Genomic DNA, 23,469 nt, shown 5'->3' with positions numbered 1-23,469 from the left:
GCGGGTTTCGCCGGGCCGGGGTTTCTGCCACACTCGCGGGCCATGAGCACCATTACCCCGCACACCACCAGCGGCCCTGAGCACGTTGCAGTCATCCAGGCCGTTGAGGAATACCTGCGCGGCCACGCCCAAGGCTCCCCCGATTGCATGCGTGCCGCCTTCCTGCCCAGCGCCCATGTGGAGGGCAACCGCGAAGGCGCCTTCACCTCCTGGGACCTGGACACTTACTGCGCGCTGTTCAAGGGCGCCCCCGCGCCAGACGAAGCCACCCGCGTGCGCACCATCGACTGGGTGGACGTGGCTGGCGACTCGGCCGCCGCCAAGGCCACTTTGGTGCATGGCGCCACCACCTTCACCGATTACTTCGTGCTGCTGAAGGTGGCCGGCCAGTGGCGCATTGCCAACAAGGTGTACCACGGCCGGCCCACTTGAAGGGTCTACACCGCGCGCGCCTTGTCCCCCGCGGCCTTTGTTGTTAGAGTGCCCGGGACGTGAATGTACCCGCTCACCGCGCCCTGATGCCGCCCAGCCCCACGCGCCGCCGCGTGCTGCTGGGTGCCGCCGCCATGGCGGCCCAGGCGCCGGGCATGGCCTGGGCGCAGCAGCCCCCGCCTGCTGCGCCGGTGGGTGCCACCACCGTGCGCATGGGCTACACCAACAGCCTGTGGCCCTTGAGCCGTGGTGAAGACGATGGCGGCGCCGCCGGCCTGCTGGTGGACCTGATGGGCGTGGTGGCCACGCGCGCCGGGCTGGCGCTGCGCAACCGGGCCTACCCCTGGGCACGCGCACAACTGATGGTGGCGCACGGCGAGCTGGACGGCTTTTGCACCGTGCGCACGCAAGAGCGCATGGCCTATGCGCGGTTTTGCACCGCCACGGTGGCCAGCTTCAGGGTGGGGGTGTTCCACCGCGCCGACGACCTGCGACCGCGCGATGTGCGCGCCGTGGAAGACCTGCGCGCGCTGCGCCACGGCACCTACCTGGGCAATGGCTATGCGAAAGAAAACCTGGAATGGCAGCGCCTGCGGGTGGAGAACGACGAGGACTCGGTCCTGCGGCTGATCGCCATGGGCGCGCTGGATGTGTTTGTGTCGGTCGAATTCACCGGTGTGCCGCACCTGGTGAAGCTGGGCCTGCAAGACAAGCTGCGCTTCACGCCGCTGCCCTTCCTGCCGTTGTCCGAATACCGCTTTGGCCTGCGCAGCAGCTTTGCGGACTGCGAGGCGGTGGTGGCGCGCATGGACGCAGCCGTTGTTGCCGCCGCCAAGGCCGGTGAACTGGGGGCGCAGATGCGGCGCTACAAACAGGTGCTGAAGGAGGCGGTGGGCTACACGTCATGACCAACACGAACACAAGCGCGAACATAGGCACGCACATGGACAACTTCATACTCAAGCCACGCGGGTGGCTGCTTGCGGCGCTGCTGGCGTTGGCCGGCGCAGCGCCCGTCCACGCCGACCCGTCGCCCAACGAGGTGCGCTTCCTGGTGTCGGAGATCTGGGCCATGCCGTTCGGAGAATTCGACAAACCGGCTGGCAGCCAACCGGTGCTCAAGCGCGGCGCCATGCTGGACTGGCAGCTGGCACTGGCCCAGGCGCTGGGGCGCAAGGCCCGGTTCGTCGCCGCGCCCTACCTGCGCCACCCCATGGTGGTGGCCAACAAGGGCGCCGACGTGCAGTGCATGACCTCGCCGGAATGGGTGCAGCGCGACGCCTACGAATGGCCCGAGCCCTTCTACACCGTGGACGAGCAGGTGGTGGGCAGCGCCAGCAAGCCGCTGGTGCGCACGGTGGCCGATCTGCAGTCCAAGAAAATGGGCACCGTGCTGGGCTACCACTACCCGATGCTGGACCCGCTGTTTGCCAAGGCGCAGTTGCAGCGCGTGGACGCGCCCAGCGAAGAGATCGCCTACCGCAAGCTGCTCAGCGGCCGCACGGATTACGCCATCATGCGCAGCGCCGATTTTGCCTACCGCAAGGCGCAAGACCCGCAGTCTGGCGTGCTGGTGCTGTCGCCACTGGTGGTGAACCACACGCCGGTGCACTGCGCGCTGATCAAGGGCTCGGGCATCACGCTGGACGAGCTGCGCGCGGCACAGCGCAAGGTGATGAAGAAGACGCCGTTCACGGCGCTGCTGGACAAGTATCAGCAGCCCTAAGCCAAGCCAGGCCCAGGCCAATGGCGGGGCGGCTCAGGTGCTCCTGGCGCAGGCCAGCTTGTGCAGCAGTTCCGTCAGCATCATCTGCTCGACGGCCGTCAGCGTGGTGAAGGCAGCGCGCTCACCCTCGAGCAGGGCGCGCGTGGCCTTGCCAGCCAGCGCCGAACCCTTGTCGGTGGCATACAGGATCTGCCCGCGACCGTCGTTGACGTTCTTCTCCCGCTTCACCAGCGCGCGCGCCTCCAGCTTGTCCACCCAGACCGAGATGTTGGGCCGCGTGACTTCCAGCGCCTTGGACAGCTTGGCCGGCGAGACGCCGGCGTTTTCCTTCACCAGCATCAGGATGGTGTATTCCACCGGGCGCAGCTGCAGCGGCGTGCCCACCCGCTCCTCGAAGACCCTGTAGGTGACGATGGAGGCCTGGGCCATCTGGTAGCCCACGATGTCGTGCAGCCGCTGTTCGCCAAGGTTGCCTGAAGGCGTTGCCGAATTCGGTGGGGGTGCGCTCTTCAAGGTGCGGTCAGACAGTCAAGTGGGTAGATGTTTGAACTGATTATCGTCGTCCGATATAGGTAAATGACATAACAAATAGTTCAATCCCGGATGGATGACTTGCCGATTATTGAGGGAAAACCATGATGGGGCTCCAAAAATATAGTTGTGATACTTAACTATCTGACCGTGATCCGCGGCTTCCTGATGACGGCAGACAACACCCCTATCAGGAGCTTCACATGAACCATAGACCTCACCACAGGACCTTTGTCGCCGGTGTTTCCCTGGCGGCCATGGCTTGGGGCCTGGCCGCCTGCGTCGGCGGCGGCGGTGACAAAACCGTTGTGCCCGCCTTGCCGCAACTGAGCCCGGCCACAGGCGCCACCCTGGCCTCATGCACCGGCCTGGCGGCCAAGATTGCGTTTGCCAACACCACCATCACCACCGTCAACGCCATCGACGCCGGCGTGCTGAAAGTGGCGGGCAACGCGGTGCCCGCCCACTGCCAGGTGGTGGGGAACATGTATTCCCGCGTCAGCACCGTGGACGGCAGCAACTACGCCATCGGCTTCGAGATGCGCCTGCCACTGAACTGGAACGGCCGCTTCTACTACCAGGCCAACGGCGGCATCGACGGCTCGGTGGTCACCGCCACGGGGTCGGTCAACGGCGGCGCGGGCCTGACCAGCGCCTTGAGCATGGGCTTTGCCGTCATCAGCTCGGACGCCGGCCACGTCGGCTCGCAGGGGCCGTTTTTCGGCCTGGACCCGCAGGCGCGGCTGGACTACGGCTACCAGGCCGTTGCCAAGCTGACGCCGATGGCCAAGGCCACCATCAAGGCCGCCTACGGCAAGGAGCCGGACCGCTCGTACTTCGGTGGCTGCTCCAACGGCGGGCGCCACACCATGGTGGCCGCAGCACGGTATTCGGACCTGTATGACGGCTTCCTGGCCGGCGACCCGGGTTTCCGCCTGCCGCTGGCGGCCATCGCCAACATGGCGGCCATCCAGGGCTATGCGTCGGTGGCCACCAACCCGGCCGACCCGGCCACCGGCTACACCCCGGCCGAGCAGGCGCTGGTGGCCAACGCCGTGCTGGCCAAATGCGACGCGCTGGACGGCGTGGCTGACGGCCTGGTGCAAGACACCAAGGCCTGCCAGGCCGCCTTCAACCTGGACCGCGACGTGCCCACCTGCACCGGCGCGCGCAACGGCGCCTGCCTGACGGCGGCGCAAAAGACGGTGATCGCCAAGCGCTTTGCCGGCGTGACCGGCATCACGGGCAACAAGTTCTATTCAAGCTGGCCGTATGACGCTGGCATTGGCAGCGGCAACACCGTGTTCTGGAACTTCACCGCGCCGCTGGCGCTGGACTCCGGCGCCACCGCCTTCATCTGGCAGACGCCGCCGGAGGCCCGCGCCACGTTCAACGGCGCGGCGTTTGCGCTGACCGGCAACATCGACAGCATGCTGGCCAAGATCCAGGCCACCAACACGGTGTACACCGAAAACGCGCTGTCCTTCATGACGCCGCCCAACCCCAGCGACCTGTCCAAGCTGAAGAACCGCGGCGCCAAGATGATGGTCTACCACGGCACCAGCGACCCCATCTTCTCCAGTGACGACACCCAGGCCTGGTACGACTCGCTGCGCACGGCCAACAGCGGCGACGCCGCCAATTTCGCCCGCTACTACCCCGTGCCTGGCATGACGCACTGCTCGGACGGTCCGGCCACCGACCAGTTCGACATGCTCACGCCGCTGGTGGACTGGGTTGAAAAGGGTGTGGTGCCCGCCAGTGTGGTGGCGTCTGCCCGCGGGGCCGGCAACGCCGCCGGCACCAACGCCAGCCTGCCCGCCGGCTGGTCGGCCACCCGCACACGGCCGCTGTGCCCCTACCCCCAGGTGGCGCGCTACAAAGGCAGCGGCAGCATCGAGTCCGCTGACAGCTTCGCCTGCCAGTGATGGTGCAGCCTGGGTCGGTGGACTTCGGCGCCAGCGCGCGCAAGGCCGCGCTGGCGCAGGAGATCCGCAAGACCCTGCGCGCGCGCAAGCTCACGCGCGCGGCGGCCGCCGGCCTGCTGGGGATTGACGGCCCGGAGGTGGTGCGGTTGCTGCGCGGGCAGGCTGAGCAGTTGCCGGAAGACCTGTTGCTGCGGCTGATGGCGCGGCTGGGGCGCAACATCACCATCACCGTCGGCCCGTTGACGCGCATCGGCCTGGGGACGATAGAGCTGAACCTGTACTGCGCCGAGGAGGTGCCGCCGCGCGCGCACAACCGCCTGCTGTGAGCACGGGACCGCGCGTTTGCGCGGTACGATGCGCGCATGAAGCTCGCTGCCACCCTGGAGCGCATCAAGCGCCTCAAAGGCCCCATCGCCGCCATTGCCGGCGTGGGCGCGGTGCTCAGCGGCCTGGTGGGCTGGTACACCACCTACCGCGTGGTGGCGGGGCCCAGCACCCCGGCGCCGGCCACGGTCGCCGCGCCCGCCTCTGCGGCCGACGCCGGCCCGCTGTCGGTGCTGGTGCTGCCGTTTGCCAACCAGACCGGCGACGACGCCAAGGGCTACATCGCCGACGGGCTCACGTCTGCCATCAGCGCGGACCTGACGCGCATGCGAGAGGCCTATGTGGTGCCGGCCTCCACCGCCTTCACCTACAAGGGCAAGTCGCTCACCGTGCAGCAGGTAGGGGCGGACGCCGGCGTGCGCTTTGTCATGCAGGGCCATGTGCTGGCCAGCGGCGACGTGTTGCGGGTGAGCATCCAGTTGACGGATGCCAAGGCCGGCCGGCAGCTGTGGAACGAGACGTTCGAGGGCCAGATTACCCAGTTGTTCGCCTTGCAGGACCAGGTGACCACGCGCACCCGCAACAGCATAGGCCGCGAGATGGTGCTGGCGGCGGCCAAGGACAGCCAGAAACGCGCCGGCAATGCCAGCGCGGTGGACTTGGTGCTGCAGGCCAGCGCGCTGGACCTGCTACCGCCATCGCTCGACAGCTTCACCAAAATGCGGGCGCTGTTCCAGCAGGCGCTGGCCAAGGACGCCGACAACGTGGACGCCACCGCCGGGCTGGCCATCTTGCTCGGCCTGGCCTGCGACTTCTTCCCGCTGCAGTGCACTTCGGCGCAGCGCCAGGCCGACCAGCAGCAGATGGCCGCGCTGGTGCGCAAGCTCAAGGCCATGGACCCGGACAACCTCAAGGCGGTCACCGCCATGACCTTGCACGCCTACAACCAGCGGGACTTCGAGGCCTTTATGCAGAATAGCCAGCACGCGTATGCGCTGAGCCCCACCAGCCAATGGTCGCTGCACAGCCTGGGCGCTGCCCACATGCTGGCGGGCGAACTGGATAAGGCCGTGCCCCTGCTGATGAAAAGCCTGGAGATCGACCCCAAACACCCCCGCCACCCGACCCTGATCACGCTGGGCCAGGTCGAGCTGATGCTGGGCCGCCCGGCGCAGGCCCTGCAGTGGTTTTCCAAGGCCAAACAACTGGTGCCGGATTCGCCCGACGTGTACGCCGAACTCGCCCTGGCCCATGCGATGCTGGGCGACCCCGCGCAAGCCCAGGCCGCGGTGGCCGAGTTGAAGCGCCTGGCGCCCAACTACGGCCTGCGCAACCTGGACGCGCCCTTTCCCTCCAGCCCGCAGGCCTACAAGGACATCTGGGCCAACAAGATCGTGCCGGCGGCTAGGCTGGCGGGCCTGCCGGGGGCCTGAGTGTGTCCCGGGTGGCGGTGCGGTGCCCGCCCGCCCCTGAAAAACCTGCCGCCGTGCACCATTTCCGCACGGGGCCACCATCGCCACACCGCTGGTGCTCACGCCTTTCCAGCATGGTGAGCGCCTGCTGCTGGACGGCGCGCTGGTCAATCCCGTGCCCATCGCCCCCACGCTGGACGACGCGACCGATCTGACGGTGGCCGTCAACCTGGGCGGCCCCGCGCGGCCGCTGGATGCTGGCACGCTGCCGCGGCGCGGCATGGTCGATGTGGCGCTGGTGTCCATGCAGGCCATGCAGGACACCATCGCGCAGCTGCACATGAATGCCTACCGGCCGGGCCTGACGGTGCGGGCCGCAGGCTGCGGGAGCCGCCTGCGGCCAGTTTGCATCAGTGGCGCGTCTGGATCTGCCACGGGTGGTGGCGTGCGCCGGCTGCATCGCCCGCCGTGGCGGCCGCCTGCCGCGCGCGGCGCAGCGCATCGCGGGCAAGCAGGTAAGCCTGGATCTGTTGCTCGCTCATGAAGGGTGGCGCGTTCTTGCGCCTGGTCGTGGCGCGGTTCATGCCGCCACCACCTCGATGCGCCGGGGCTTGGCGTGCTCCGCCTTGGGGATGGTCAGTGTCAGCACGCCGTTCTTCAGCTCGGCGCTGATGTGGGCGCGGTCCAGCTCCTGGCCCAGCGTGAAGCTGCGCTGGAAGCGCGGCACCTGCACCTCGGCGTGGCTGGCTTCCATCTGCGTGTTCATCGGCAGGCTGACCTCGGCCTCGATCGTCAGGGTGTCGGCCTCCACGCGCAGGTTCAGCTTGTCCTTGGGCACGCCGGGCAGGTCGGCGTACAGCACGATGCGGGTGGTGTCCTCCACCACATCCACTGGCGGCAGCATGGCCGGGGTGTCGGCGCGGGCGGTGTCGGCGCCGGGGTTGGTCTTGGTGATGTTCATGATGACACTCCTTGGGGCTCAATGGACTTCGATGCGCCGCGGCTGCGACGATTCGCGTCGCTTCACGCTGATGTGCAGCACGCCGTTGGTGTAGCTGGCGCTCACCCGGGCCGGGTCGGCGTCATCGGACAGGCTGATGGCGCGCTGGAAGCGACCCTGAAAGCGCTCGTTGATGTGCACCGTGGCGCCGCCGCCGGGCGCACCGGCCTGCGGCAGCGTGGCCGCGCGCTCGCCGCTGATGCTGAGCACGCCGCGCTCCACGGTGACGTCGATGGTCTTGGGGTCCAGCCCGGGCGCGAAGGCATACACCTCCACTGAGTCCGGCGTGCCGCCTACGTTGAGCGCGGGAAAGCCCAGCCGGTCGTAGCCGCGTATGCTGGTGGCGGGGCCGGTGAAGCGCTGGGCCTGGCGCTGCAGGCGTTCCAGCTCGGCCAGCAGGTCGCTTGTGAAAGGATTTCTGTACATGATGTATCTCCTCCAGTGTTCACGCGCCGCCGGCCGTTTCCGGCGGCGTTGGGGGAAATAAGGGCGCCTTTTTTTGATTTCAAGGGCTTGCCAACGCGGCTTTTTTTTTGCAAAAATTCGGGGCGGTTGGAGGTCAACACGCATGAATGTGGTGGAGAAAATCCAGGCCCAGATCGACGCGGTCGGGCTGCCCATCTTCGCGGTCAGCCTGACGGCGCTGCCCCGGGCCAACACGCCGGTGCTGCTGATGTTGCATTGGCACGGCTTTGCCAGCGAGCAGGCGCCACCGCAGCAGCTGCCACCGCTGGAGCGGCGTTCGGTGCCGGGCTCGGCCTTGCAGGTCAGCGACCCCTGGCACGCCATGGCCCACCTGGACGCCGCCATGCTGGACGCTGCCTGGCGCCTGGGTGCCTGGGACCTGCTGCGCGACGAGCGCCGGGGCTGCAACCATGCTGGCGCTGGCGAGCGTGAGGCGTTGGAGTGCCGCCAGGCCTTCGCCGATGACCCGTTCTCGGCCGGCAACGACGCCCTGTACGTCACCGAAGCGCCCGACCGCGCCGAACTGATGGCGCTGGGCGCGCGGGTGGGCTACGTGCGCTGGCAGTTCCGCCCGGTGAAAAGCGGCGTGTGGCAGGGTGCGGGCGAGGACGATACCTTGCAGCCTGACGGCGGCCGCGTGCCGCCCTGCCCGGTGGGGGCGCTGCCCGTCATCGGTCCGCGCCGGGGGCAGACACGCTACCACCTGGGGCGCCAGCAGAACATCTTTCTGGGCTGACGCGCGCGGGTCGGGGGCCGGTGCTGCCGGCATGCAAAAAAGGCCCTTGAAAACTTTTTTTCCCCGCCCCTAAATCAACCATCGCCGGCCTCCCGGGGCCGGCACCGCAGCCTGTGGCCGGCCCTCTCGAGCGGGGCGGCCCGGACGCGGCGTTCAACCTTCATCTGATTTTTGAACAGGAGATTTTGATCATGGAAATTCGTCCCCTTTACGACCGGATCATCGTCAAGCGGATCGATCAACAGAAGCAGACCGCCTCGGGCATCGTCATCCCCGACAGCGCGGCCGAGAAGCCCGAGCAGGGCGATGTGATCGCGGTGGGCAACGGCCGCCTACTGCAGGACGGCAGCATCCGCCCGCTGCAGGTGCAGACCGGCGACCGCGTGCTGTTTGGCAAGTACACCGGCCAGACCGTGAAGCTCGACGGCGAGGAACTGCTGGTGCTGCGCGAGGAGGACGTACTGGGCGTCATCGCCACCCAAGCCGCCACGCCGCTGAAGAAGGTTGCCTGAGCGCGCGCCAAGTCACAAACCAACACATCTGATTCAAGGAGCAACACACATGGCTGCCAAAGAAGTGCAATTCCATGCCGATGCGCGCACGCGCATCCTCAAGGGCGTCAACACGCTGGCTGACGCCGTCAAGGTCACATTGGGCCCCAAGGGCCGCAACGTGGTGATCGAGAAGAGCTTCGGTGCCCCCGTCATCACCAAGGACGGCGTCACCGTGGCCAAGGAGATCGAGCTGAAGGACAAGTTCGAGAACATGGGCGCGCAGATGGTCAAGCAGGTGGCCTCCAAGACGGCCGACGTGGCCGGCGACGGCACCACCACCGCCACCGTGCTGGCGCAGTCCATCGTCAAGGAGGGCATGAAGTACGTCACCGCCGGCATGAACCCGATGGACCTCAAGCGCGGCATCGACAAGGCGGTGGACGCGCTGGTGGCCGAGCTGAAAGCCCTGTCGCGCCCCTGCGCCGCCAGCAAGGAGATCGCCCAGGTGGCGGCGCTGTCGGCCAACTCGGACGGCGCCATCGGCGACATCATCGCCCAGGCCATGGACAAGGTGGGCAAGGAGGGCGTGATCACGGTGGAGGACGGCAAGTCCCTCACCAACGAGCTCGACGTGGTGGAGGGCATGCAATTCGACCGCGGCTACCTCAGCCCCTACTTCATCAACAACCCCGACAAGCAAAGCTGCGTGCTGGACGACCCGCTGGTGCTGCTGCATGACAAGAAGATCAGCAACATCCGCGAGCTGCTGCCGGTGCTGGAGGAGGTGGCCAAGGCCGGCAAGCCGCTCTTGATCGTGGCCGAGGACCTGGAGGGCGAGGCGCTGGCCACGCTGGTGGTCAACAGCATGCGCGGCGTGCTCAAGGTGGCGGCGGTGAAGGCGCCCGGCTTTGGCGACCGCCGCAAAGCCATGCTGGAGGACATCGCCATCCTCACCGGCGGCACGGTGATTGCAGAAGAGACCGGCAAGCAGCTGGAGAAGGCCACGCTGGCCGACCTGGGCCGCGCCAAGCGGGTGGAGATCCTGAAGGAGGCCACGACCGTCATCGGCGGCGCGGGCGAGCAGGCCACCATCCAGGCGCGGGTGAAGGCCATCCAGGCGCAGATGGAGGCGACCACCTCCGACTACGACCGCGAGAAGCTGCAGGAGCGCGTGGCCAAGCTGGCCGGCGGCGTGGCGGTGATCAAGGTCGGCGCCGCCACCGAGGTGGAGATGAAGGAGAAAAAGGACCGCGTGGACGACGCGCTGCACGCCACCCGCGCCGCCGTGGAAGAGGGCGTGGTGCCCGGCGGCGGCGTGGCCTTGCTGCGCGCGCGCGGTGCGTTGGGTGCGCTCAAGGGCGCCAACGACGACCAGGATGCCGGTATCCGCATCGTGCTGCGCGCCATCGAGGAGCCGCTGCGCGCCATCGTGGCCAACGCGGGCGACGAGCCCTCGGTGGTGATCGACAAGGTGGCCGGCGGCACCGGTGCCTGGGGCTACAACGCCGCCACCGGCCAGTATGGCGACCTGTTGGACATGGGCGTGCTGGACCCGACCAAGGTCACCCGCACCGCGCTGCAGAACGCCGCCTCGGTGGCCGGGCTGATCCTGACCACCGACGCCAGCGTGGCTGAAGCGCCGAAGGACGACAAGGCCGCCGCCGTGCCGGCACCGGCCGACTACTGAGGAGGAAGACCCATGGGCGCGCGCGACTTCCTGCAGCAGCATCCCGCGCCTGTGCGGCCGCCGCCGCCGGTGCAGACCGGTGGCGGCAGCGCGGGTGGTCCGCCGTCCGGCTCGGCCGGCGGCGGGTCACCCAGCGCGCGCATGCGCCGGCTGCAAGACTGGTTTGACGGCCACATCGCGCTGAGCCGGCGCGAGGCTCATGAACTGCTGGAGGCCGCCGTGGCCAGCGGCGAGCTGGTGCGCGAGAAGCCGCACTTCATCGCCGCCATCAAGGCGCTGGCTGCCGGGCCGCAGAGCTGGGGGGCTATGGGCTACAAGCTGCTGAACTGAGGGTTTTGCCTGCGGTGCGCGCTTTGACCACCCGGCGCGTCGTCATGACGCATCCGGCCCGTCAGGCTTCGCGGTACCAGTCCGGCAGCGACGCCATGTCATTGCGCCAGCCCGACAGCGGTGCCACCAGGCCCTTGGCCAGGGCGCGCGCGGTGCTTCTGGCCAGCACAGGGATCACGTAGCCGTCGGCCACCACCAGGTCGTTCATGCGGATGAACAGGGCGGCGCGCTTGACCGGGTCGATCTCGGTCTCGGTGGCGCGGTACAGCGCGTCGTACTCGGGGCTTTGCCAGCGCACCATGTTCACCCCCAGCCACTTGTTGGCCTTGGAGGCCACTTCCCACGACACGAAGGACTGCATCATGCCCTCCGGGTCGGGGTTGTTGTTGGTCCAGTTGTAGGTCTGCATGTCGGCGTAGAACTTGCCGTAGGTGTCGGGGTTGCCGGTGTCGGACGAGAAGAACACGCTGGGCACCACGGCCTTGAGTTCCAGCTGGATGCCCGCCTTCTGCGCCGCCTGCTTCACCACCACCTGCATCTTCTGCCCCACGGTGTTGATGGCGCCCTGGAACAACAGCGACAGCTTGCGCCCGCCCTTGGCGCGCACGCCGTCGCTCCCCAGCTTCCAGCCGGCGGCTTCCAGCAGCTCGGCCGCCTTGTCCGCGCTGAAGGCTTGCGCGTTGCCGGCCTGGCTGCGGTAGCGCGCCGGGTTGTTCAGCCAGTTGGCGGTGGCGCTGCCCTGGCGGCCGTAGACGTGACTTTGCAGGCCGGCGCGGTCCACCAGCAGGGCGAAGGCCTTGCGCACCGCCGGGTCGCTGAAGACCGGGTGGCGTGTCTTGGCGTGCGCGCGTTCGCCGTCCACCTCTTGCGCGGGGTCGCAGAAGTTCAGGTAGATGGCTGTGGTGGAGCTGCCGGTCAGGAACTGCACCCGCCCCTTGCCGCCGGCCTCCATGCGCAGCAGCACGTCGTCGTCCACCACCAGCGAGCTGGCGAAGTCGTACTCACCCGTCTGCAGCACGGCGCGCGCCGCCGACGTGGCGTCGCCGCCGCCCTTCATCTCCAGCCGGTCGAAGTGGGGTTTCAGCGGCTGGTGGTAATTCGGGTTCAACTCGGCGCGCAGCAGGTCGCCGGGCTTGAACTCGATGAACCTGTAGGCGCCGGTGCCCACCGGCCGGTTGTTGGCCGGCGCCTCGCGCGACTTGGCACCTGTGTAGGGCGCGAACACATGCCTGGGCACCAGGAACACCTGCGCATACTGCCCCGGCCAGAACGGCGTGGGCTTCTTGAACACCACGCGCACCGTGTGCGTGTCGAGCTTCTCCATGCTCAGGTTGCCGTAGTTGCCGGCGGTGACGGCGGCGGTGGCCGGGTCGATGGCGTACTGCCAGTTGAAGATCACGTCATCGGCGGTGAAGGGCTGGCCGTCGTGCCAGGTCACGCCTTTCTTCAGCTTCCAGATGACGCTGCGGCCGTCCGCCGCCAGGCCGCCGTTGTCGCGGCTGGGCAGCTCTGCGGCCAGCACGGGCTGCAGGTTGCCGTCGTTGTCGAAGTGCGCCAGCGGCTCGTAGAAGATGCGCGAGCCGGTGTTGTCCTTGGTGCCGGTGGCGAAGTGCGGGTTCAGCAGGGTGGGGGCCTGCCATTCCAGCAGCCGCAGCGTGCCACCGCCGCCGCTTTTGGTGGGCTTGTAGAGGGCTGGTTGGGCCTGGGCGATGCCGGCCTCCAGCAGCAGCCAGCCCGCTACGGGCGCGCCCAGGCCCAGGGCGGCCAGGCGTTGGACGAAGGCGCGGCGCGGCAGGTCGCCGACACGGACGCTTTCTATCCATGCGCGCAATTCACTTTCCAGCATCGGGAGCTCCTTCAAATGCGTGTGAGGCGAAGTCGCCAGGAAACGGATTTCCCGGCCGGGGCTAAGCCCGTGGCCGCGGTCGCTCCGGCCAGCGCGCCAGTTGCTCAGCGCACCAGGCGCGTGCCTCGGCTTCGGTGCCAAAGGTGGCAAACGGCACGATGCCCTCGAACACTGGCGCGAACATGCGCAGCGTCAGCGCCCGGCCCGTCACGTCGGGGCCGACCACCATGCAGCTGAGGTAGTTCTGGTAGTGCGCCTTGCCGTACGCCATGGCCTTGCGCATCAGCTGCAGTGCGTCGGCGGTGGCCAGCGCCGAGCTGGCGATGACGGTGATGCCCGCGTGCGGCCCCAGCTTGAGCATGGCGTCGTGCAGTTTGGCGAACTCGCCCATCCATTCCTTGACCAGCTCGCGGTTCCACGGGCCTTCGATATAGCTCAGCGTGATTTGCGGCTCCAGCACCACGCGCACCTTGCCGTGGGGCTTGAAGACGTCAGAGATGAGTGGGGCCATGAGCGAGGCAGACCTTGTGCGCACATTCGGGTGCGCGCTGTTGTGCTGCCCCTAGCCTAACAGGGAATTGCTAAGCCAGTGCCCCCATCCACAACTCGTTGATGTCGGCGGCCGGCCAGTTCTGCATTTCCTCACGCGCCACGATGCGCTCGCTGGAGCCCTTGGCCGCCAGGTCCACCATCACGGGCACCATGCGCATGTTGGACTTGGTGGAGAAGAACGCTTTCACCAGGGGCTTGGTCAGCGAGCCGGCAGTCTGCTCCACCACCACGCCCACCCGGCCGCTGGCCAGGCGCACCAGCGAGCCAATGGGGTAGATGCCCAGGCTCTTCACAAAGGCCTGGAACACGGTGTTGTCAAAATGCCCGCCGCTGGCCCACTCGGCCATCTGGCGCAGCGATTCGGACGGGTCCCAGCCGGTCTTGTAGGGCCGGTTGGAGGTGATGGCGTCGTACACATCGCACACCGCGCCCATCTTGGCAAACAGGCTGAGCTGGTCGCCGCGCAGGCCATTGGGGTAGCCCTTGCCGTCCACCCGCTCGTGGTGGTGCAGGCAGACGTCCAGCGTGGCGGGGTCGGCGTTGCCGCTTTCAAGCAGCATCTTGTGGCCGGCAACCGGGTGGCTGCGCATGACGGTGAATTCGGCGTCGGTGAGCTTGCCCGGCTTGTTCAGTACCTTGGTGGGCATGGCGATCTTGCCCACGTCGTGCAGCAGGCCTGCCAGGCCAGCGCTGCGCGTTTGCGCCTCGTCCAGGTTCATCTGGCGGGACAAGGCGACCATCATGGCGCACACAGCCATGCTGTGCATGTACGTGTAGTCGTCGGCGGTCTTCAGACGGGCGATGTTGATCAGCGCGTTAGGGTTGCGGCGCACCGAGTCGCCGATCTCCTCGACGATCTGCAGCGCGGCTTCGCTGTCCACCGCCTTGCCCATGCGCACGTCCTGGAACATGGTGACGATGGCCTCCTTGGAGCGGCTGACGATCTTGGCGGCGCGCTTGTATTCCTCTTGCGCTGACACCGGCGTGGTGTCGCGTGCGGCCTGGGTGTGGGCGTGTTGCTCCTGCGCCAGCTGGGCCTCGGTCTGCGCGGTGGTCACCGGCGCCTCGCCGCTGGCCACGTCAAGGCCCTTGCTGCTGTCTATCCACACCTCTTTGATGGGGCTGGCCAGCACGGTGGCCAGGTCTTTCGGGTCGGTGATGACGAAGCCGGTGCGCCAGAAGGGATGGTCCAGCCACGAGCCGCAGAACTGCTTCAGGTGCATGCCCAGTGTGAGCTGCTCGACCTTGATGCGCTTGAGCATGGTGGTGGCGTGGTGGTGTTCAGGAGCCGACCAGGCGCAGTGCGGGCGCGGCAATGGCGCGCGGGGCGCCGGGGTGGCCGATGGCGTTGGCCTGCCCCTCGGGGCGCAGGCGGAACACGCCCACCACCTCCACCAGCTCGCCGGCCTGGCTTTTGAGGCTGCTGGCGGCGGCGGCCATTTCTTCGACCAGTGCGGCGTTTTGCTGCGTCACCTGGTCCATCTGCTGCACCGCCTCGCCGATCTGGCTCATGCCTTGCGACTGCTCGGTGGTGGCGGCGCTGATCTCGGCCACGATGTCGGTCACGCGTTTGATGGAGGCGACCACCTCGCCCATGGTGGCGCCGGCCTGGTCGACCAGCGTGCTGCCTTGCGCCACGCGTTCCACGCTGGCGCCGATCAGGGACTTGATCTCCTTGGCGGCCTCGGCGCTGCGGCCGGCCAGGCTGCGCACCTCGGCGGCCACCACGGCGAAACCACGGCCTTGCTCGCCGGCACGGGCGGCTTCCACGGCGGCGTTCAGCGCCAGGATGTTGGTCTGGAAGGCGATGCCGTCGATGACGCTGATGATGTCCGATATCTTGCGGCTGGCCTCGTTGATGCCGTGCATGGTCTGCACCACCTGGCCCACCACCTCACCGCCCTTCACGGCCACGCCATTGGCCTGCGCGGCCAACTGGTTGGCCTGGCGGGCGTTGTCGGCGTTCTGCTTCACGGTGGCGCTGAGTTGCTCCATGCTGGCGGCGGTTTCCTCCAGCGCGCTGGCCTGGCTTTCGGTGCGGGCGCTCAGGTCATGGTTGCCTTGGGCAATCTCGGCGCTGGCGCTCGACAGGGCCTCCGAGCCATGGCGCACGCGCGCCACCAGGCGGGCCAGGCTGCCCTGCATGGTCTGCAGCTGCGCCATCATGCTGTGGGCATCGCCCTGGCGCAGGTGGATGTGCATGGTGAGGTCGCCACCGGCCACGGCACGCGCCACCTCGGCGGCCTCGCCCGGCTCGCCACCCAGCGTGCGCGTGAGGCCGCGTGTGATCAGCAGGCCCAGCACGGCGGCCAGCGCGGCGCTGATGAGGCTGATGCCCACCAGCAGGTTGCGCGCGGCCAGGTAGTCGGCCTGCGCGGCTGCAAAAGCGGCTTCGTTGGCGCGCTCTTGCAGCGCCAGGTTGTCGTCAATGGCGTCCTGCCACTTCTGCGTGGCCGGGCCGGCCTGCGCCATCAGCAGCGCGGTGGCTTCGGCATCCTTGTCGGCCATGCCCAGCGCCAGCACCTGGTTGTTCAGCGGTCGGGCGGTGTTGGCGGCCTGCAGGATCTTCTCTCGCGCGGCCTTGCCGGCGTCGCTGGCAGGGAATTTCTGCAGGGCGTCCCAGCTCTTTTCGTAGCTTGCCCGGGCCTGGGCAATCTTGGGGGCCTCGCGCTCTTTGTCAGCGTGCTCGTGCAACAGCACGATGGAGCGGACGACGCGCGCGACGATGTGCACCGTCTCTGACATGTCGCTGTTGAGCCGCGTCTTGGCATTGTTGACCTGCACCACCTCTTCCAGCCGCGCATGGGTTTGCGCCAGCTTGTAGACGCCCATGCCGGCAGAGATGGCGCCCAGCACCACCACGGTGCCAAACGACAGGCCGAGCCAGGTGCTGACTTTGAGGTCGGTGAATTTCATGGTGTTGTCTCCTGTTGGCCGTTGCGGACGGCGAAATGCCGCTTTCAGGGGCTAGGAGGCGAACTTTAACAGCCAGATGATAAAAATGATAATGATAAATGATAGATTTTGCATATAACTGTGATGGATTTGTGACCCAAATGGCGCGAGGCGTGCGCAAACTGCAATGTCGCCTCAGGGGGTGTCGCCGGTGCGCGCATTGGTTGCCCGGGCCAGGGCGGGGCTGGGCGGACGACTGTCATAAAAGGCGTTGATGCGCTGCTGGTTGGCGCGCAGGTAGGCCGGGGGCAACCAGGCGGCCAGGATGTCGCGGTAGGCGGGGCTGCGAAAGGCGGCGCGCAGCGCGTCGTCTACATCACGCAGCACGGCCTTGCCCCAGGCGGTGCGGCTGCAGGCGATGTAGCCCACGCTCCAGTCCTGTGCCTCGCGCAGCGGCAGCACGGCCAGTGGGGTGGCCAGCGCGCGGTTTTGCTGGGTGTATTGCACCACCATCGGGTATTCCAGCGTGTAGTCGTAGCGGCCCAGGGCCACCAGGTTCAGCAGGGTGCCGCCACTGGTGCTGGTACCTGCGGACGGGCTGGTGGCGGCACCGTTGGACGAGGTGGTGTCGGCCAGGGCCAGCACCTGGTCCACTGCGGGCCCGTAGCTGCGGCTGGGCTCCAGGCCACCCTTGAAGTCTTTCTTCAGCAGCTCGCGCAGAGACACGCTGGGCGCGCCCTGGGTGAACTGCGAGCGGTCACTGGCGCGCACCACCAGCGCCATGGGCGGCACCAGCACGGCAGGGGCAAAGTAGGCCCACTGCTCGCGCGCGGCGGTTTTCATGGCATTGGCGTCGCAGATGTGGTCACCCTGGCGCATGCTGGCCCAGATGCGCTGGCGGTTGGCCAGGCGGAACTCGTGCCGGTATTGCGGCAGCCGGGCGATCACCTCTTGCATCATGCGGTCCACGATGCCGGTGCCCAGCTCGGCCGGGCTGGTGGGGGCGGCGCCGTTGTGCAGGATGCTGGCCGGCGGGTAGTCCAGCACCGTCCAGGTGATCACCGGCAGGCGCTGGGTGGATGGTGAAGAGGGCGAAGCGTTTGGCGGGGCCGCCGGTGCCGGCGGCGCGGAATAGGCCAACTGCGCCTGGGCTGGCCCCAGGGCGAGCGCAGCCAGCGTGAGCAACGCCAACACGTTGGCGCGCAACTGCCGCAGCAGCAGGGCCGCAGCCTTCCCAACATCGTCTGTCATGGCATGTAGTTTCTTGGTATTGCCGGGGTGACCAACACAATGCAGCAAGGGGGTGGTGCCGCAACCAGACAACGCCTATTCTTGGTGACAGCTCTGCTATGGGGCGCTGGCTAACCTCGCATCCTAGGGGTTTTGGGTTGCTTTGACGAGTGTTCGCCAAGGTTTGGTGCGCAATGCGGGGTGTTGCTTGTACCAAGTGTTGCGAGCTTGCAATGCTCAACCCGCCTGGTGCGCCGCCCAGGTGAAGGCCATGCGCCGCAGCAGCGCCTGCGCCGGCGCGTAGCCCGCACGGGCGGCCTGGGTGAGGAAGGCCAGCACGTCGTCATAGGACGGGCCGCTGGGATAGTCCAGCGCGTCGCCCAGCACCTCGGCCAGCGTAGGGTGGCGCTTGAAGGCGCGGGCCGCGCCCTGGCTGTAGTCGGTGATGCGGCTGGCAAAGTGCGCGGCCGTGCCCAACGGCTGGGCGGCCACCGCGCGCAGCAGCTCGGTGGCCAGCATGGCTTCGTGCCGGGCCGATGCGGCTTGCTCGGCCTGCTCGGCGGCCAGGCCGGCATGGTGGCGTTCGGCATCACGCACCGGGTTGCTGGAATAGAAGCTGCCCACGCGCGGGGTGGCTGCGGTGGCGGCTGGGCTGTGCAGGCTGGTGTGAGGCATGGTGACAAAGCTCCTGAGCGGGTTGTTGCACCTTGACGTCGGGTGCCATGGTTTCATATTAAACTAAAGTTAAAGTAAAAGCAACTTCAGTTAAGATGAAATTCACCGGGATAAAAAGGGGCTGCGAGCATCCGGGCTTGTCCCTAGGGATAAGTTGTTACCACGCAGGACAAAGCCGTCGCTGCTGACTAAACTGGTTTGAACACGCCGCCTTGGCTGTGGCGTGTCTGCGAAGGAGCCTGCGCATGGATACGCCCGGCACCCCTCCGGACGACGACGACGAGCCGTTATCGGCCAGCAAATTTACGGCCCTGGAAGACAAGGCCTTTGCCCCGCACGGCCAGATCGACTGCTGGCGCGAAGAGCACATGCTGCACTTTCGCGCCGCCGGGCCGTTCAACCGTGAACTGTTCGACGACTTTGCACGCGCGCAGCGCGAGTTGTTCCTGGTGGACCCGCCCATCGTGCCCTGGGGCAGCGTGGTCACCATCACCGGCAGTGCGCTGGCCACGCAGGATGGCCTGGCTTGCCTGGAAGAGCACCTGCGCTCGCGCAAGCCCAAGCGCATGGAGGCGCGCGCCGTGGCCTATGTGATGGGGCCCAAGGTGGAGGGGCGGATCATCATGACGCCGGTGTTTCGGCGCATCTACCAGGCCATCAACCAGCCGTTTGAGGTGTTTGACGACGCCCGCGTGGCGCGCGGCTGGGTGCAAGGGGTGTTGGACGTGCTGGCGCGGGGGTAGTGGGGATAGTGGGGCTATTCCTTGTAGCGCACCCATTCGACGAAGGCGTCGTCTTCAAATTGGTAGATGCCACGATCCATGCGCGTGATGATGCTGCGGTCCATCAAGCGGCGTAACGCGTTTTGAACGGTGGCCTGGGTCACTGGCTTGTCCAGGCCCAGGCTTTGTGCCAGCGTCTGGCGCGTGGTCTCGGAGACCAGTTCCTTCGCGCCCTTGGCGATCCATTGCAGCAAAAGCCGGTCCATTGGGAGCAGCTCTTCCCACAGCTTGGCGGACCCCGCGTCATTGCGGATGGTGGCCAGCACGGTGTTCAGCGGGATGGCTATGCCTGGTTCCTGGCCCGTCAGGAAGCGGTCCAGGAACTCGCGGAAAAACAGCGGCGTGCGGTTCAGTGCTTCAAACGCCTTGTTGGCGTCCGTGAGGGTCAGCTTCTTCTTGGTGATGGCTGACACCTTGACCACCATGGCGCTGACAAAGTCGGTGCCGAGCAGGGGGAAGGGCTCCAGCGAGGTCCAGTTGTAGAACGGCTCCGAGGGCCGACTGAACATGCGGCGCAGCGTGGGCTCTGAACTGCCCGCAAACAGCACCTTGAGTTTGTCCTTGCGGTTGTCCAGCGCGGCCCGCAGCGCGTGCGTGAAGTCCGAGTTGCCCTCTTGAGCGAGCACCTGGGCTTCGTCGATGATCAGGACCATTTTTTTCCTGCTCTTGTCGAAGGCTTCCATGGCCTGCATGAGCAGCGTGCCGACCAGGCCCTTTCTTTCAGCAAGCTCTGCTTCAATTCCCCCTTCGGCCATGCCACTGACTTTGACGGAGCCCTTCACCTTCTTCACATCGATCTGGAACAGCGACGCCAGGTGCTGCGCGGCGCTTTTGGGCGCAATGGCTTTGTACAGCGCGGCCACGACCGCGGTTGCCGGATCGGTCTTGAGTTCCCACAGGTTCACATAGGCGCAGACATAGCCAGCGGCTGTTGCGGCGGGCATGAAGTCCTGCACCAGAAATTCTGTCTTTCCCATGCGCCGCTTGGCGAACAGGCCACGCGCACTTGAAAGCCCCAACTCAAGGGAGTGCAGATAGTCCGCCGCCAGGGCTGGCCGGGCAAAGTGCCAAAGGTTCGGTGTGGACGCCATGAGTGCAAATGTGTACGGGTTTTACTGATATGTATTTTACGTACACATTGGTACTCATCTGCGAGGCTCTGGCAGCTCACTGCAGCGCCAGCTGCGGGTACCCCAGCCTTTCGCACAGCAGGCGGTGCGTGATGCGCAGCCGCTGCGCCAGAAAATTCAGCAGCGCGCCTTCCTCGGCTTCGCTTTGCCAGTGGCGGGTGTGGCGGGTCAGCTCGCGCAGGTTCAGTTGGCCGGCGGTGCCGGTGAGCCAGCGGTGGGCGGCTTCCAGGTGGTCGCGGCGCTGCGTGGGGGTGCGGTCGCCAAACAGGATGGCCAGCTTGTTGGTGAAGCGCTTGTCCACCATCTCGTGCAGATCCAGCAGGCGGCGCTGCGGGCCGCCAAAGGCGTCGGCATGGTCGATCAGCCACAGCTCGCGCGCCACGTACAGGATGTTGCCGAAATTGCGGTCCAGGTTGGCGATCCACTCGTCAAATGCGGCGGCGGGCAGCAGCGCGTGCCACTGGCGCAGCAGCTTTTTGGCAAAGTCGCTCTGCTCGGTCAGCAGTTGCGCGAAGGCGCGGCCGCCCAGGTCGTGCGTGGCCACGCACAGCAGCGGTGTGCCGGCGGCGGCGCCTTGCATGAAGCGCGAGCCGCTCAGCACGCCCGGGCGCAGGCGCAGCACATAGGGCTGTGGCGTGGGCAAGCCCAGCGCCTGGGCCAGCAGCGCGCCCAGCAGTTCGGCGGCCAGCGTGGTGCTGCCGGCAAGACGGAAATACACCGCGTGGTCGGCGCCTGTGCCGTCCTCCCGCACCTCGTAGGCATTGCCCTGCCACAGCTCGTCGGTCTTCAGGTGCTCCAGGGCGCGCGGCACGCGGGTGGCGCCCTGTTCCAGCTCCAAGAGCGGCGGCATGCGCAGCGTGGGGCGCATGGCCGCGTCGTTCGTGGCCCCGGTGCGTCGTTTGGGGTCGTCTAAGGTCTGCCGAACCTCAGCATCAGTGCCTTGATGACTTGCCAATCTTCCTCCCTGAGCGCGTTCTTTTGTGCCAGCAGGCTGAGGCCCTCAATGACCTCCAGCGACAGCGGGCTGGCGTGCAAGCGCCAATCTTCAAATACATCGGTTAATTTGTCTTGAGCTACAGGGCGCTGCGCAGAGTCATCAGCCGCGCCCCGCTCGGCCACGTGGGGTGGCGGCGCATGGCCGCTGCCCGTGGTCAACCATTTTGCGCCTGAATTTGCCGCCTCCGGGCCGGTCATATGCACACGCGGCGCCATCTGGCCCAGGCCCGTGGCCAGCCAGCTCGCGTCCACCTCCAGGAAGGCCGCAATGCGCGCATTGTTCAGCGCGTTGAAGGCCCGGCTCTTGCCGTCCAGCACCTTCTTTACGCCCTGATAAGACAGCGCCAGCACATCGGCAAGCCGCTGGATGCGTGAGCGCTCGGGCACCGCAGCCAGAGCGGGCGCTTGCTTCATGGCACGGGCCAGTCGGTCTTTGTATTCAACCATGGTTGTAAATATTAGTTCAATCTAACTTAACCATGGTTGCAAAATGATGTGAACCATGGTTTAATAAATGCATGTTCAAAACAACAGCCATCAACATGCTGGGCGGCACCACCACTGCCGCCGCCCACGCCATGGGCATCTCTTACCAGGCAGTGGACAAATGGCCCCCCGTGCTGCCCAGCCGCATTGCCGACCGCGTGCTGGGCGTGGTGGCGCGCAAGCGCTTTCCGGAGCTGGGCAACGTGCCGGGCGCAACCCGCCCGCCGGGCCAGGCCCGTGACAAGCACCGCGGCGTGCAGACGCTGCGCACCGGGGAGGGCGGGGCATGAGCAACATCGTCTCCATCGCCAGCATCGCGCGCCACGCCCAGGCCGCCGCGCGGCGCGGGCAGCCGCGCGACGCCAACCCTTACCCACCCGCAGACCCGGCGCATGCCATCTGGGCAGACTGCCATGCGGCCGCGGCCGCCTGCGCCGGCTGCGACCGGGCCGAAGCGGCATGCCTGGCCTGCGGCCCGGGCAGCCTGAGGGAGAGCAGCCATGCGTGACTACGCCAAGGTGGTGCCGCGCTTCTGGCTGGGCGCCACCGGCAAGGCGCTGCGCCAGCACGGGCCCGAGGCCCAGCTGGTGGCGCTGTACCTGCTGACCTCGCCGCATGCCAACATGCTGGGGCTGTATTACCAGCCGCTGCTGTATCTGGCGCATGAGACCGGGCTGGGCCTGCAAGGGGCCAGCAAGGGCCTTGCTGGCGCCGTGGCCGCGGGGTTGTGCAGCTTCGACGAGGCCAGCGAGATCGTGTGGGTGCACGAGATGGCCGCCCACCAGGTGGCGCCTGACCTGAAGCCCGCCGACAAGCGCTGCGCCGGCATCCAGAAGGACTATGACGCGCTGCCGGACAACCCGTTCCTGGGTCCCTTCTTCGACCGCTACGCCAGGGCCTTCCACCTGCTGGCGCGGCGTGGTGAAGGCCCAGCCAAGCCCCATGCCAGGCCCCTTCGAAGCCAGGAGCAGGAACAGGAGCAACAGCAAGAGCAACAGCAAGAGCAACAACAGGAACCGCCTTCTGCACCTGCCGGTGCAGCGGCTGCGCCGCCCATGCCGGTTGGCCATGCGGTGAAGGAAGAGCTGTGGCAAGCCGGCCGATCGGTGCTGGTGGCCGGGGGTGTGCCGCCGGCGCAGGCCGGCAGCTTTCTGGGCGCGCTGGTGCAGGGCTATGGCCAGCCGCTGGTGCTGGAGGCGGTGCGCGCCGCCGTGCTGGCCACGCCGGCCGAACCGCGCGAATACCTGAAGGCAACCTGCCAGCGCCTGGCGGGCGAGCGCCGCACGGCAGCTGCGGCGGCTTCGCCCGCGCAGGCGGCCCGCGCGGCGCGCATGGCCGAGGCGGTGCCCGGGCTGGCGCGGGGCAGCAGCGTACCGCTGCCGTCGCAACCGTTGGCGCACGGGCCATCCGCATCGCTATCGCCAATGCACTGGCTGCAAGCCTCGCCGCCGCCCGCGCTGACGCTGGACATGCCGCAGCAAGAGATGCCAGGCAAGGAGGCCCGCCATGGCACCGTTGCCGCTTGACTGGGTGGAAGCCATCTTCCGCAAGCTGGTGCTGACCTATGGCCACGCCTTCCTGTCGCGCTGGGACGGGCTGGACCTGGCCGCGGTGAAGGACGACTGGGCGCATGAGCTTGCCAACTTGACGCGTAACGCCGACGCCATTGCCTGGGGGCTGGCCCATCTGCCCGAAGGCCGGCCGCCCACGGTGCTGGAGTTTCGCGCGCTGTGCGCACGCCGGCCCGACGGCAGCGCGCCACCGCTGCCGGCGCCGCCAGCCCACCCCCGCGTGGTGGCCGCCGCGTTGGCC

Annotated in this window: 27 protein-coding genes and 1 pseudogene; 16 read left to right on the top strand and 12 right to left on the bottom strand. The window is 67.4% G+C overall.

What is annotated here, in order from left to right:
• Positions 1-42 precede the first annotated feature (42 nt).
• The 3 genes from AC1DX2_RS17890 to AC1DX2_RS17880 are packed head-to-tail and all read left to right on the top strand — an operon-like array spanning position 43 to position 2,158.
• The gene (locus tag AC1DX2_RS17890) at positions 43-432 is read left to right on the top strand and encodes a nuclear transport factor 2 family protein (RefSeq protein ID WP_477197748.1); all 390 of its coding nucleotides are present in this window, start codon (positions 43-45) and stop codon (positions 430-432) included.
• A gap of 59 nt (positions 433-491) precedes the next feature.
• Positions 492-1,340, top strand: a complete 849-nt coding sequence (locus AC1DX2_RS17885; RefSeq protein WP_477197747.1) for a substrate-binding periplasmic protein — start codon at positions 492-494, stop codon at positions 1,338-1,340.
• Between the two features lie 35 nt (positions 1,341-1,375).
• Positions 1,376-2,158, top strand: coding sequence for a substrate-binding periplasmic protein (locus AC1DX2_RS17880; RefSeq protein ID WP_477197746.1), 783 nt, complete (start codon positions 1,376-1,378; stop codon positions 2,156-2,158).
• Positions 2,159-2,191: 33 nt separating this feature from the next.
• Here the strand turns inward: AC1DX2_RS17880 and AC1DX2_RS17875 are convergent, their stop codons facing one another.
• Positions 2,192-2,671 carry a MarR family winged helix-turn-helix transcriptional regulator gene (locus AC1DX2_RS17875; protein ID WP_477197745.1) on the bottom strand — a complete coding sequence of 160 codons (480 nt, stop codon included), beginning with the start codon at positions 2,669-2,671 and terminating at the stop codon, positions 2,192-2,194.
• A gap of 221 nt (positions 2,672-2,892) precedes the next feature.
• On the opposite strand from AC1DX2_RS17875, the gene AC1DX2_RS17870 reads away from it, so the two are divergent.
• From AC1DX2_RS17870 to AC1DX2_RS17855, 4 genes are all read left to right on the top strand, one after another.
• Positions 2,893-4,617 (top strand): tannase/feruloyl esterase family alpha/beta hydrolase, encoded by a 1,725-nt coding sequence (locus AC1DX2_RS17870; RefSeq protein ID WP_477197744.1) that lies wholly within the window; start codon positions 2,893-2,895, stop codon positions 4,615-4,617.
• The gene (locus tag AC1DX2_RS17865) at positions 4,617-4,943 is read left to right on the top strand and encodes a helix-turn-helix domain-containing protein (protein ID WP_477197743.1); all 327 of its coding nucleotides are present in this window, start codon (positions 4,617-4,619) and stop codon (positions 4,941-4,943) included. The genes AC1DX2_RS17870 and AC1DX2_RS17865 overlap by 1 nt, the downstream gene beginning before the upstream one ends.
• A gap of 36 nt (positions 4,944-4,979) precedes the next feature.
• Positions 4,980-6,374, top strand: a complete 1,395-nt coding sequence (locus AC1DX2_RS17860; RefSeq protein WP_477197742.1) for a tetratricopeptide repeat protein — start codon at positions 4,980-4,982, stop codon at positions 6,372-6,374.
• Positions 6,375-6,468: 94 nt separating this feature from the next.
• A complete protein-coding gene (locus tag AC1DX2_RS17855) occupies positions 6,469-6,897 on the top strand; it encodes a hypothetical protein (RefSeq protein WP_477197741.1) in 429 nt (142 codons plus the stop codon).
• A gap of 36 nt (positions 6,898-6,933) precedes the next feature.
• Here AC1DX2_RS17855 and AC1DX2_RS17850 read toward each other — a convergent pair whose 3' ends face one another.
• Positions 6,934-7,314 (bottom strand): Hsp20/alpha crystallin family protein, encoded by a 381-nt coding sequence (locus tag AC1DX2_RS17850; protein WP_477197740.1) that lies wholly within the window; start codon positions 7,312-7,314, stop codon positions 6,934-6,936.
• A gap of 18 nt (positions 7,315-7,332) precedes the next feature.
• Positions 7,333-7,779 carry an Hsp20/alpha crystallin family protein gene (locus AC1DX2_RS17845; protein ID WP_477197739.1) on the bottom strand — a complete coding sequence of 149 codons (447 nt, stop codon included), beginning with the start codon at positions 7,777-7,779 and terminating at the stop codon, positions 7,333-7,335.
• Between the two features lie 142 nt (positions 7,780-7,921).
• Between AC1DX2_RS17845 and AC1DX2_RS17840 the strand changes: the two genes are divergently transcribed.
• From AC1DX2_RS17840 to AC1DX2_RS17825, 4 genes are all read left to right on the top strand, one after another.
• Positions 7,922-8,554, top strand: a complete 633-nt coding sequence (locus tag AC1DX2_RS17840) for a diguanylate cyclase (protein ID WP_477197738.1) — start codon at positions 7,922-7,924, stop codon at positions 8,552-8,554.
• Between the two features lie 191 nt (positions 8,555-8,745).
• Entirely contained in the window at positions 8,746-9,066 is a 321-nt protein-coding gene (locus AC1DX2_RS17835; RefSeq protein WP_477197737.1) for a co-chaperone GroES, read from the top strand.
• Positions 9,067-9,115: 49 nt separating this feature from the next.
• Entirely contained in the window at positions 9,116-10,735 is a 1,620-nt protein-coding gene (gene groL / locus AC1DX2_RS17830; protein ID WP_477197736.1) for a chaperonin GroEL, read from the top strand.
• 12 nt (positions 10,736-10,747) lie between these two features.
• Positions 10,748-11,065 (top strand): hypothetical protein, encoded by a 318-nt coding sequence (locus AC1DX2_RS17825; protein ID WP_477197735.1) that lies wholly within the window; start codon positions 10,748-10,750, stop codon positions 11,063-11,065.
• A 61-nt stretch (positions 11,066-11,126) separates the two neighbouring features.
• On the opposite strand, the gene AC1DX2_RS17820 is transcribed toward AC1DX2_RS17825, so the two are convergent.
• The 6 genes from AC1DX2_RS17820 to AC1DX2_RS17795 all read right to left on the bottom strand — a co-directional run bounded on the left by AC1DX2_RS17820 (position 11,127) and on the right by AC1DX2_RS17795 (position 18,263).
• Positions 11,127-12,911, bottom strand: coding sequence for a peptide ABC transporter substrate-binding protein (locus tag AC1DX2_RS17820; protein ID WP_477197734.1), 1,785 nt, complete (start codon positions 12,909-12,911; stop codon positions 11,127-11,129).
• A 61-nt stretch (positions 12,912-12,972) separates the two neighbouring features.
• Positions 12,973-13,422 carry a hypothetical protein gene (locus AC1DX2_RS17815; RefSeq protein WP_477197733.1) on the bottom strand — a complete coding sequence of 150 codons (450 nt, stop codon included), beginning with the start codon at positions 13,420-13,422 and terminating at the stop codon, positions 12,973-12,975.
• A 70-nt stretch (positions 13,423-13,492) separates the two neighbouring features.
• Positions 13,493-14,725: an HD-GYP domain-containing protein gene (locus AC1DX2_RS17810; protein WP_477197732.1), complete on the bottom strand. Its 1,233-nt coding sequence runs from the start codon at positions 14,723-14,725 to the stop codon at positions 13,493-13,495.
• 19 nt (positions 14,726-14,744) lie between these two features.
• Complete coding sequence (locus tag AC1DX2_RS17805; protein ID WP_477197731.1) at positions 14,745-16,379, bottom strand: methyl-accepting chemotaxis protein; 1,635 nt, start codon at positions 16,377-16,379, stop codon at positions 14,745-14,747.
• A 174-nt stretch (positions 16,380-16,553) separates the two neighbouring features.
• Complete coding sequence (locus AC1DX2_RS17800; protein ID WP_477197730.1) at positions 16,554-17,609, bottom strand: TIGR02285 family protein; 1,056 nt, start codon at positions 17,607-17,609, stop codon at positions 16,554-16,556.
• Between the two features lie 216 nt (positions 17,610-17,825).
• On the bottom strand, positions 17,826-18,263 hold the full coding sequence (locus tag AC1DX2_RS17795) for a hypothetical protein (protein WP_477197729.1): 438 nt from the start codon (positions 18,261-18,263) through the stop codon (positions 17,826-17,828).
• A gap of 245 nt (positions 18,264-18,508) precedes the next feature.
• On the opposite strand from AC1DX2_RS17795, the gene AC1DX2_RS17790 reads away from it, so the two are divergent.
• Positions 18,509-19,006 (top strand): hypothetical protein, encoded by a 498-nt coding sequence (locus AC1DX2_RS17790; protein WP_477197728.1) that lies wholly within the window; start codon positions 18,509-18,511, stop codon positions 19,004-19,006.
• A gap of 14 nt (positions 19,007-19,020) precedes the next feature.
• On the opposite strand, the gene AC1DX2_RS17785 is transcribed toward AC1DX2_RS17790, so the two are convergent.
• From AC1DX2_RS17785 to AC1DX2_RS17775, 3 genes are all read right to left on the bottom strand, one after another.
• The gene (locus tag AC1DX2_RS17785; RefSeq protein ID WP_477197727.1) at positions 19,021-20,022 is read right to left on the bottom strand and encodes an ATP-binding protein; all 1,002 of its coding nucleotides are present in this window, start codon (positions 20,020-20,022) and stop codon (positions 19,021-19,023) included.
• A gap of 190 nt (positions 20,023-20,212) precedes the next feature.
• Positions 20,213-21,043 (bottom strand): HipA family kinase, encoded by an 831-nt coding sequence (locus AC1DX2_RS17780; RefSeq protein WP_477197726.1) that lies wholly within the window; start codon positions 21,041-21,043, stop codon positions 20,213-20,215.
• Between the two features lie 41 nt (positions 21,044-21,084).
• Positions 21,085-21,618 (bottom strand): hypothetical protein, encoded by a 534-nt coding sequence (locus tag AC1DX2_RS17775; protein WP_477197725.1) that lies wholly within the window; start codon positions 21,616-21,618, stop codon positions 21,085-21,087.
• Positions 21,619-21,689: 71 nt separating this feature from the next.
• Between AC1DX2_RS17775 and AC1DX2_RS17770 the strand changes: the two genes are divergently transcribed.
• The 4 genes and pseudogenes from AC1DX2_RS17770 to AC1DX2_RS17755 all read left to right on the top strand — a co-directional run.
• Positions 21,690-21,947: a hypothetical protein gene (locus AC1DX2_RS17770; protein WP_477197724.1), complete on the top strand. Its 258-nt coding sequence runs from the start codon at positions 21,690-21,692 to the stop codon at positions 21,945-21,947.
• Entirely contained in the window at positions 21,944-22,165 is a 222-nt protein-coding gene (locus AC1DX2_RS17765; RefSeq protein WP_477197723.1) for a hypothetical protein, read from the top strand. Before AC1DX2_RS17770 ends, AC1DX2_RS17765 begins: the two co-directional genes overlap by 4 nt.
• Positions 22,158-23,183, top strand: a complete 1,026-nt coding sequence (locus tag AC1DX2_RS17760; RefSeq protein ID WP_477197722.1) for a hypothetical protein — start codon at positions 22,158-22,160, stop codon at positions 23,181-23,183. The genes AC1DX2_RS17765 and AC1DX2_RS17760 overlap by 8 nt, the downstream gene beginning before the upstream one ends.
• Positions 23,164-23,469 (top strand): annotated as a pseudogene (locus tag AC1DX2_RS17755) (hypothetical protein); the annotation flags it as partial. The gene AC1DX2_RS17760 and the pseudogene AC1DX2_RS17755, both read left to right, overlap by 20 nt.

This window comes from Hylemonella sp. P2_B10 (assembly GCF_056404875.1).
The sequence above is the reverse complement of the archived record's forward strand: the minus strand, read 5'-3'. Positions and strand labels throughout refer to the sequence as shown.

Coding starts and splice junctions, on each gene's coding strand:
- AC1DX2_RS17790 (WP_477197728.1), top strand. CDS start 18,509: ATGGATACGCCCGGCACCCCTCCGGACGACGACGACGAGCCGTTATCG.
- AC1DX2_RS17860 (WP_477197742.1), top strand. CDS start 4,980: ATGAAGCTCGCTGCCACCCTGGAGCGCATCAAGCGCCTCAAAGGCCCC.
- AC1DX2_RS17775 (WP_477197725.1), bottom strand. CDS start 21,618: ATGGTTGAATACAAAGACCGACTGGCCCGTGCCATGAAGCAAGCGCCC.
- AC1DX2_RS17815 (WP_477197733.1), bottom strand. CDS start 13,422: ATGGCCCCACTCATCTCTGACGTCTTCAAGCCCCACGGCAAGGTGCGC.
- groL (WP_477197736.1), top strand. CDS start 9,116: ATGGCTGCCAAAGAAGTGCAATTCCATGCCGATGCGCGCACGCGCATC.
- AC1DX2_RS17765 (WP_477197723.1), top strand. CDS start 21,944: ATGAGCAACATCGTCTCCATCGCCAGCATCGCGCGCCACGCCCAGGCC.
- AC1DX2_RS17780 (WP_477197726.1), bottom strand. CDS start 21,043: ATGCGCCCCACGCTGCGCATGCCGCCGCTCTTGGAGCTGGAACAGGGC.
- AC1DX2_RS17770 (WP_477197724.1), top strand. CDS start 21,690: ATGTTCAAAACAACAGCCATCAACATGCTGGGCGGCACCACCACTGCC.
- AC1DX2_RS17840 (WP_477197738.1), top strand. CDS start 7,922: ATGAATGTGGTGGAGAAAATCCAGGCCCAGATCGACGCGGTCGGGCTG.
- AC1DX2_RS17880 (WP_477197746.1), top strand. CDS start 1,376: ATGGACAACTTCATACTCAAGCCACGCGGGTGGCTGCTTGCGGCGCTG.
- AC1DX2_RS17785 (WP_477197727.1), bottom strand. CDS start 20,022: ATGGGAAAGACAGAATTTCTGGTGCAGGACTTCATGCCCGCCGCAACA.
- AC1DX2_RS17760 (WP_477197722.1), top strand. CDS start 22,158: ATGCGTGACTACGCCAAGGTGGTGCCGCGCTTCTGGCTGGGCGCCACC.
- AC1DX2_RS17835 (WP_477197737.1), top strand. CDS start 8,746: ATGGAAATTCGTCCCCTTTACGACCGGATCATCGTCAAGCGGATCGAT.
- AC1DX2_RS17825 (WP_477197735.1), top strand. CDS start 10,748: ATGGGCGCGCGCGACTTCCTGCAGCAGCATCCCGCGCCTGTGCGGCCG.
- AC1DX2_RS17810 (WP_477197732.1), bottom strand. CDS start 14,725: ATGCTCAAGCGCATCAAGGTCGAGCAGCTCACACTGGGCATGCACCTG.
- AC1DX2_RS17795 (WP_477197729.1), bottom strand. CDS start 18,263: ATGCCTCACACCAGCCTGCACAGCCCAGCCGCCACCGCAGCCACCCCG.
- AC1DX2_RS17805 (WP_477197731.1), bottom strand. CDS start 16,379: ATGAAATTCACCGACCTCAAAGTCAGCACCTGGCTCGGCCTGTCGTTT.
- AC1DX2_RS17845 (WP_477197739.1), bottom strand. CDS start 7,779: ATGTACAGAAATCCTTTCACAAGCGACCTGCTGGCCGAGCTGGAACGC.
- AC1DX2_RS17820 (WP_477197734.1), bottom strand. CDS start 12,911: ATGCTGGAAAGTGAATTGCGCGCATGGATAGAAAGCGTCCGTGTCGGC.
- AC1DX2_RS17890 (WP_477197748.1), top strand. CDS start 43: ATGAGCACCATTACCCCGCACACCACCAGCGGCCCTGAGCACGTTGCA.
- AC1DX2_RS17865 (WP_477197743.1), top strand. CDS start 4,617: ATGGTGCAGCCTGGGTCGGTGGACTTCGGCGCCAGCGCGCGCAAGGCC.
- AC1DX2_RS17850 (WP_477197740.1), bottom strand. CDS start 7,314: ATGAACATCACCAAGACCAACCCCGGCGCCGACACCGCCCGCGCCGAC.
- AC1DX2_RS17800 (WP_477197730.1), bottom strand. CDS start 17,609: ATGACAGACGATGTTGGGAAGGCTGCGGCCCTGCTGCTGCGGCAGTTG.
- AC1DX2_RS17870 (WP_477197744.1), top strand. CDS start 2,893: ATGAACCATAGACCTCACCACAGGACCTTTGTCGCCGGTGTTTCCCTG.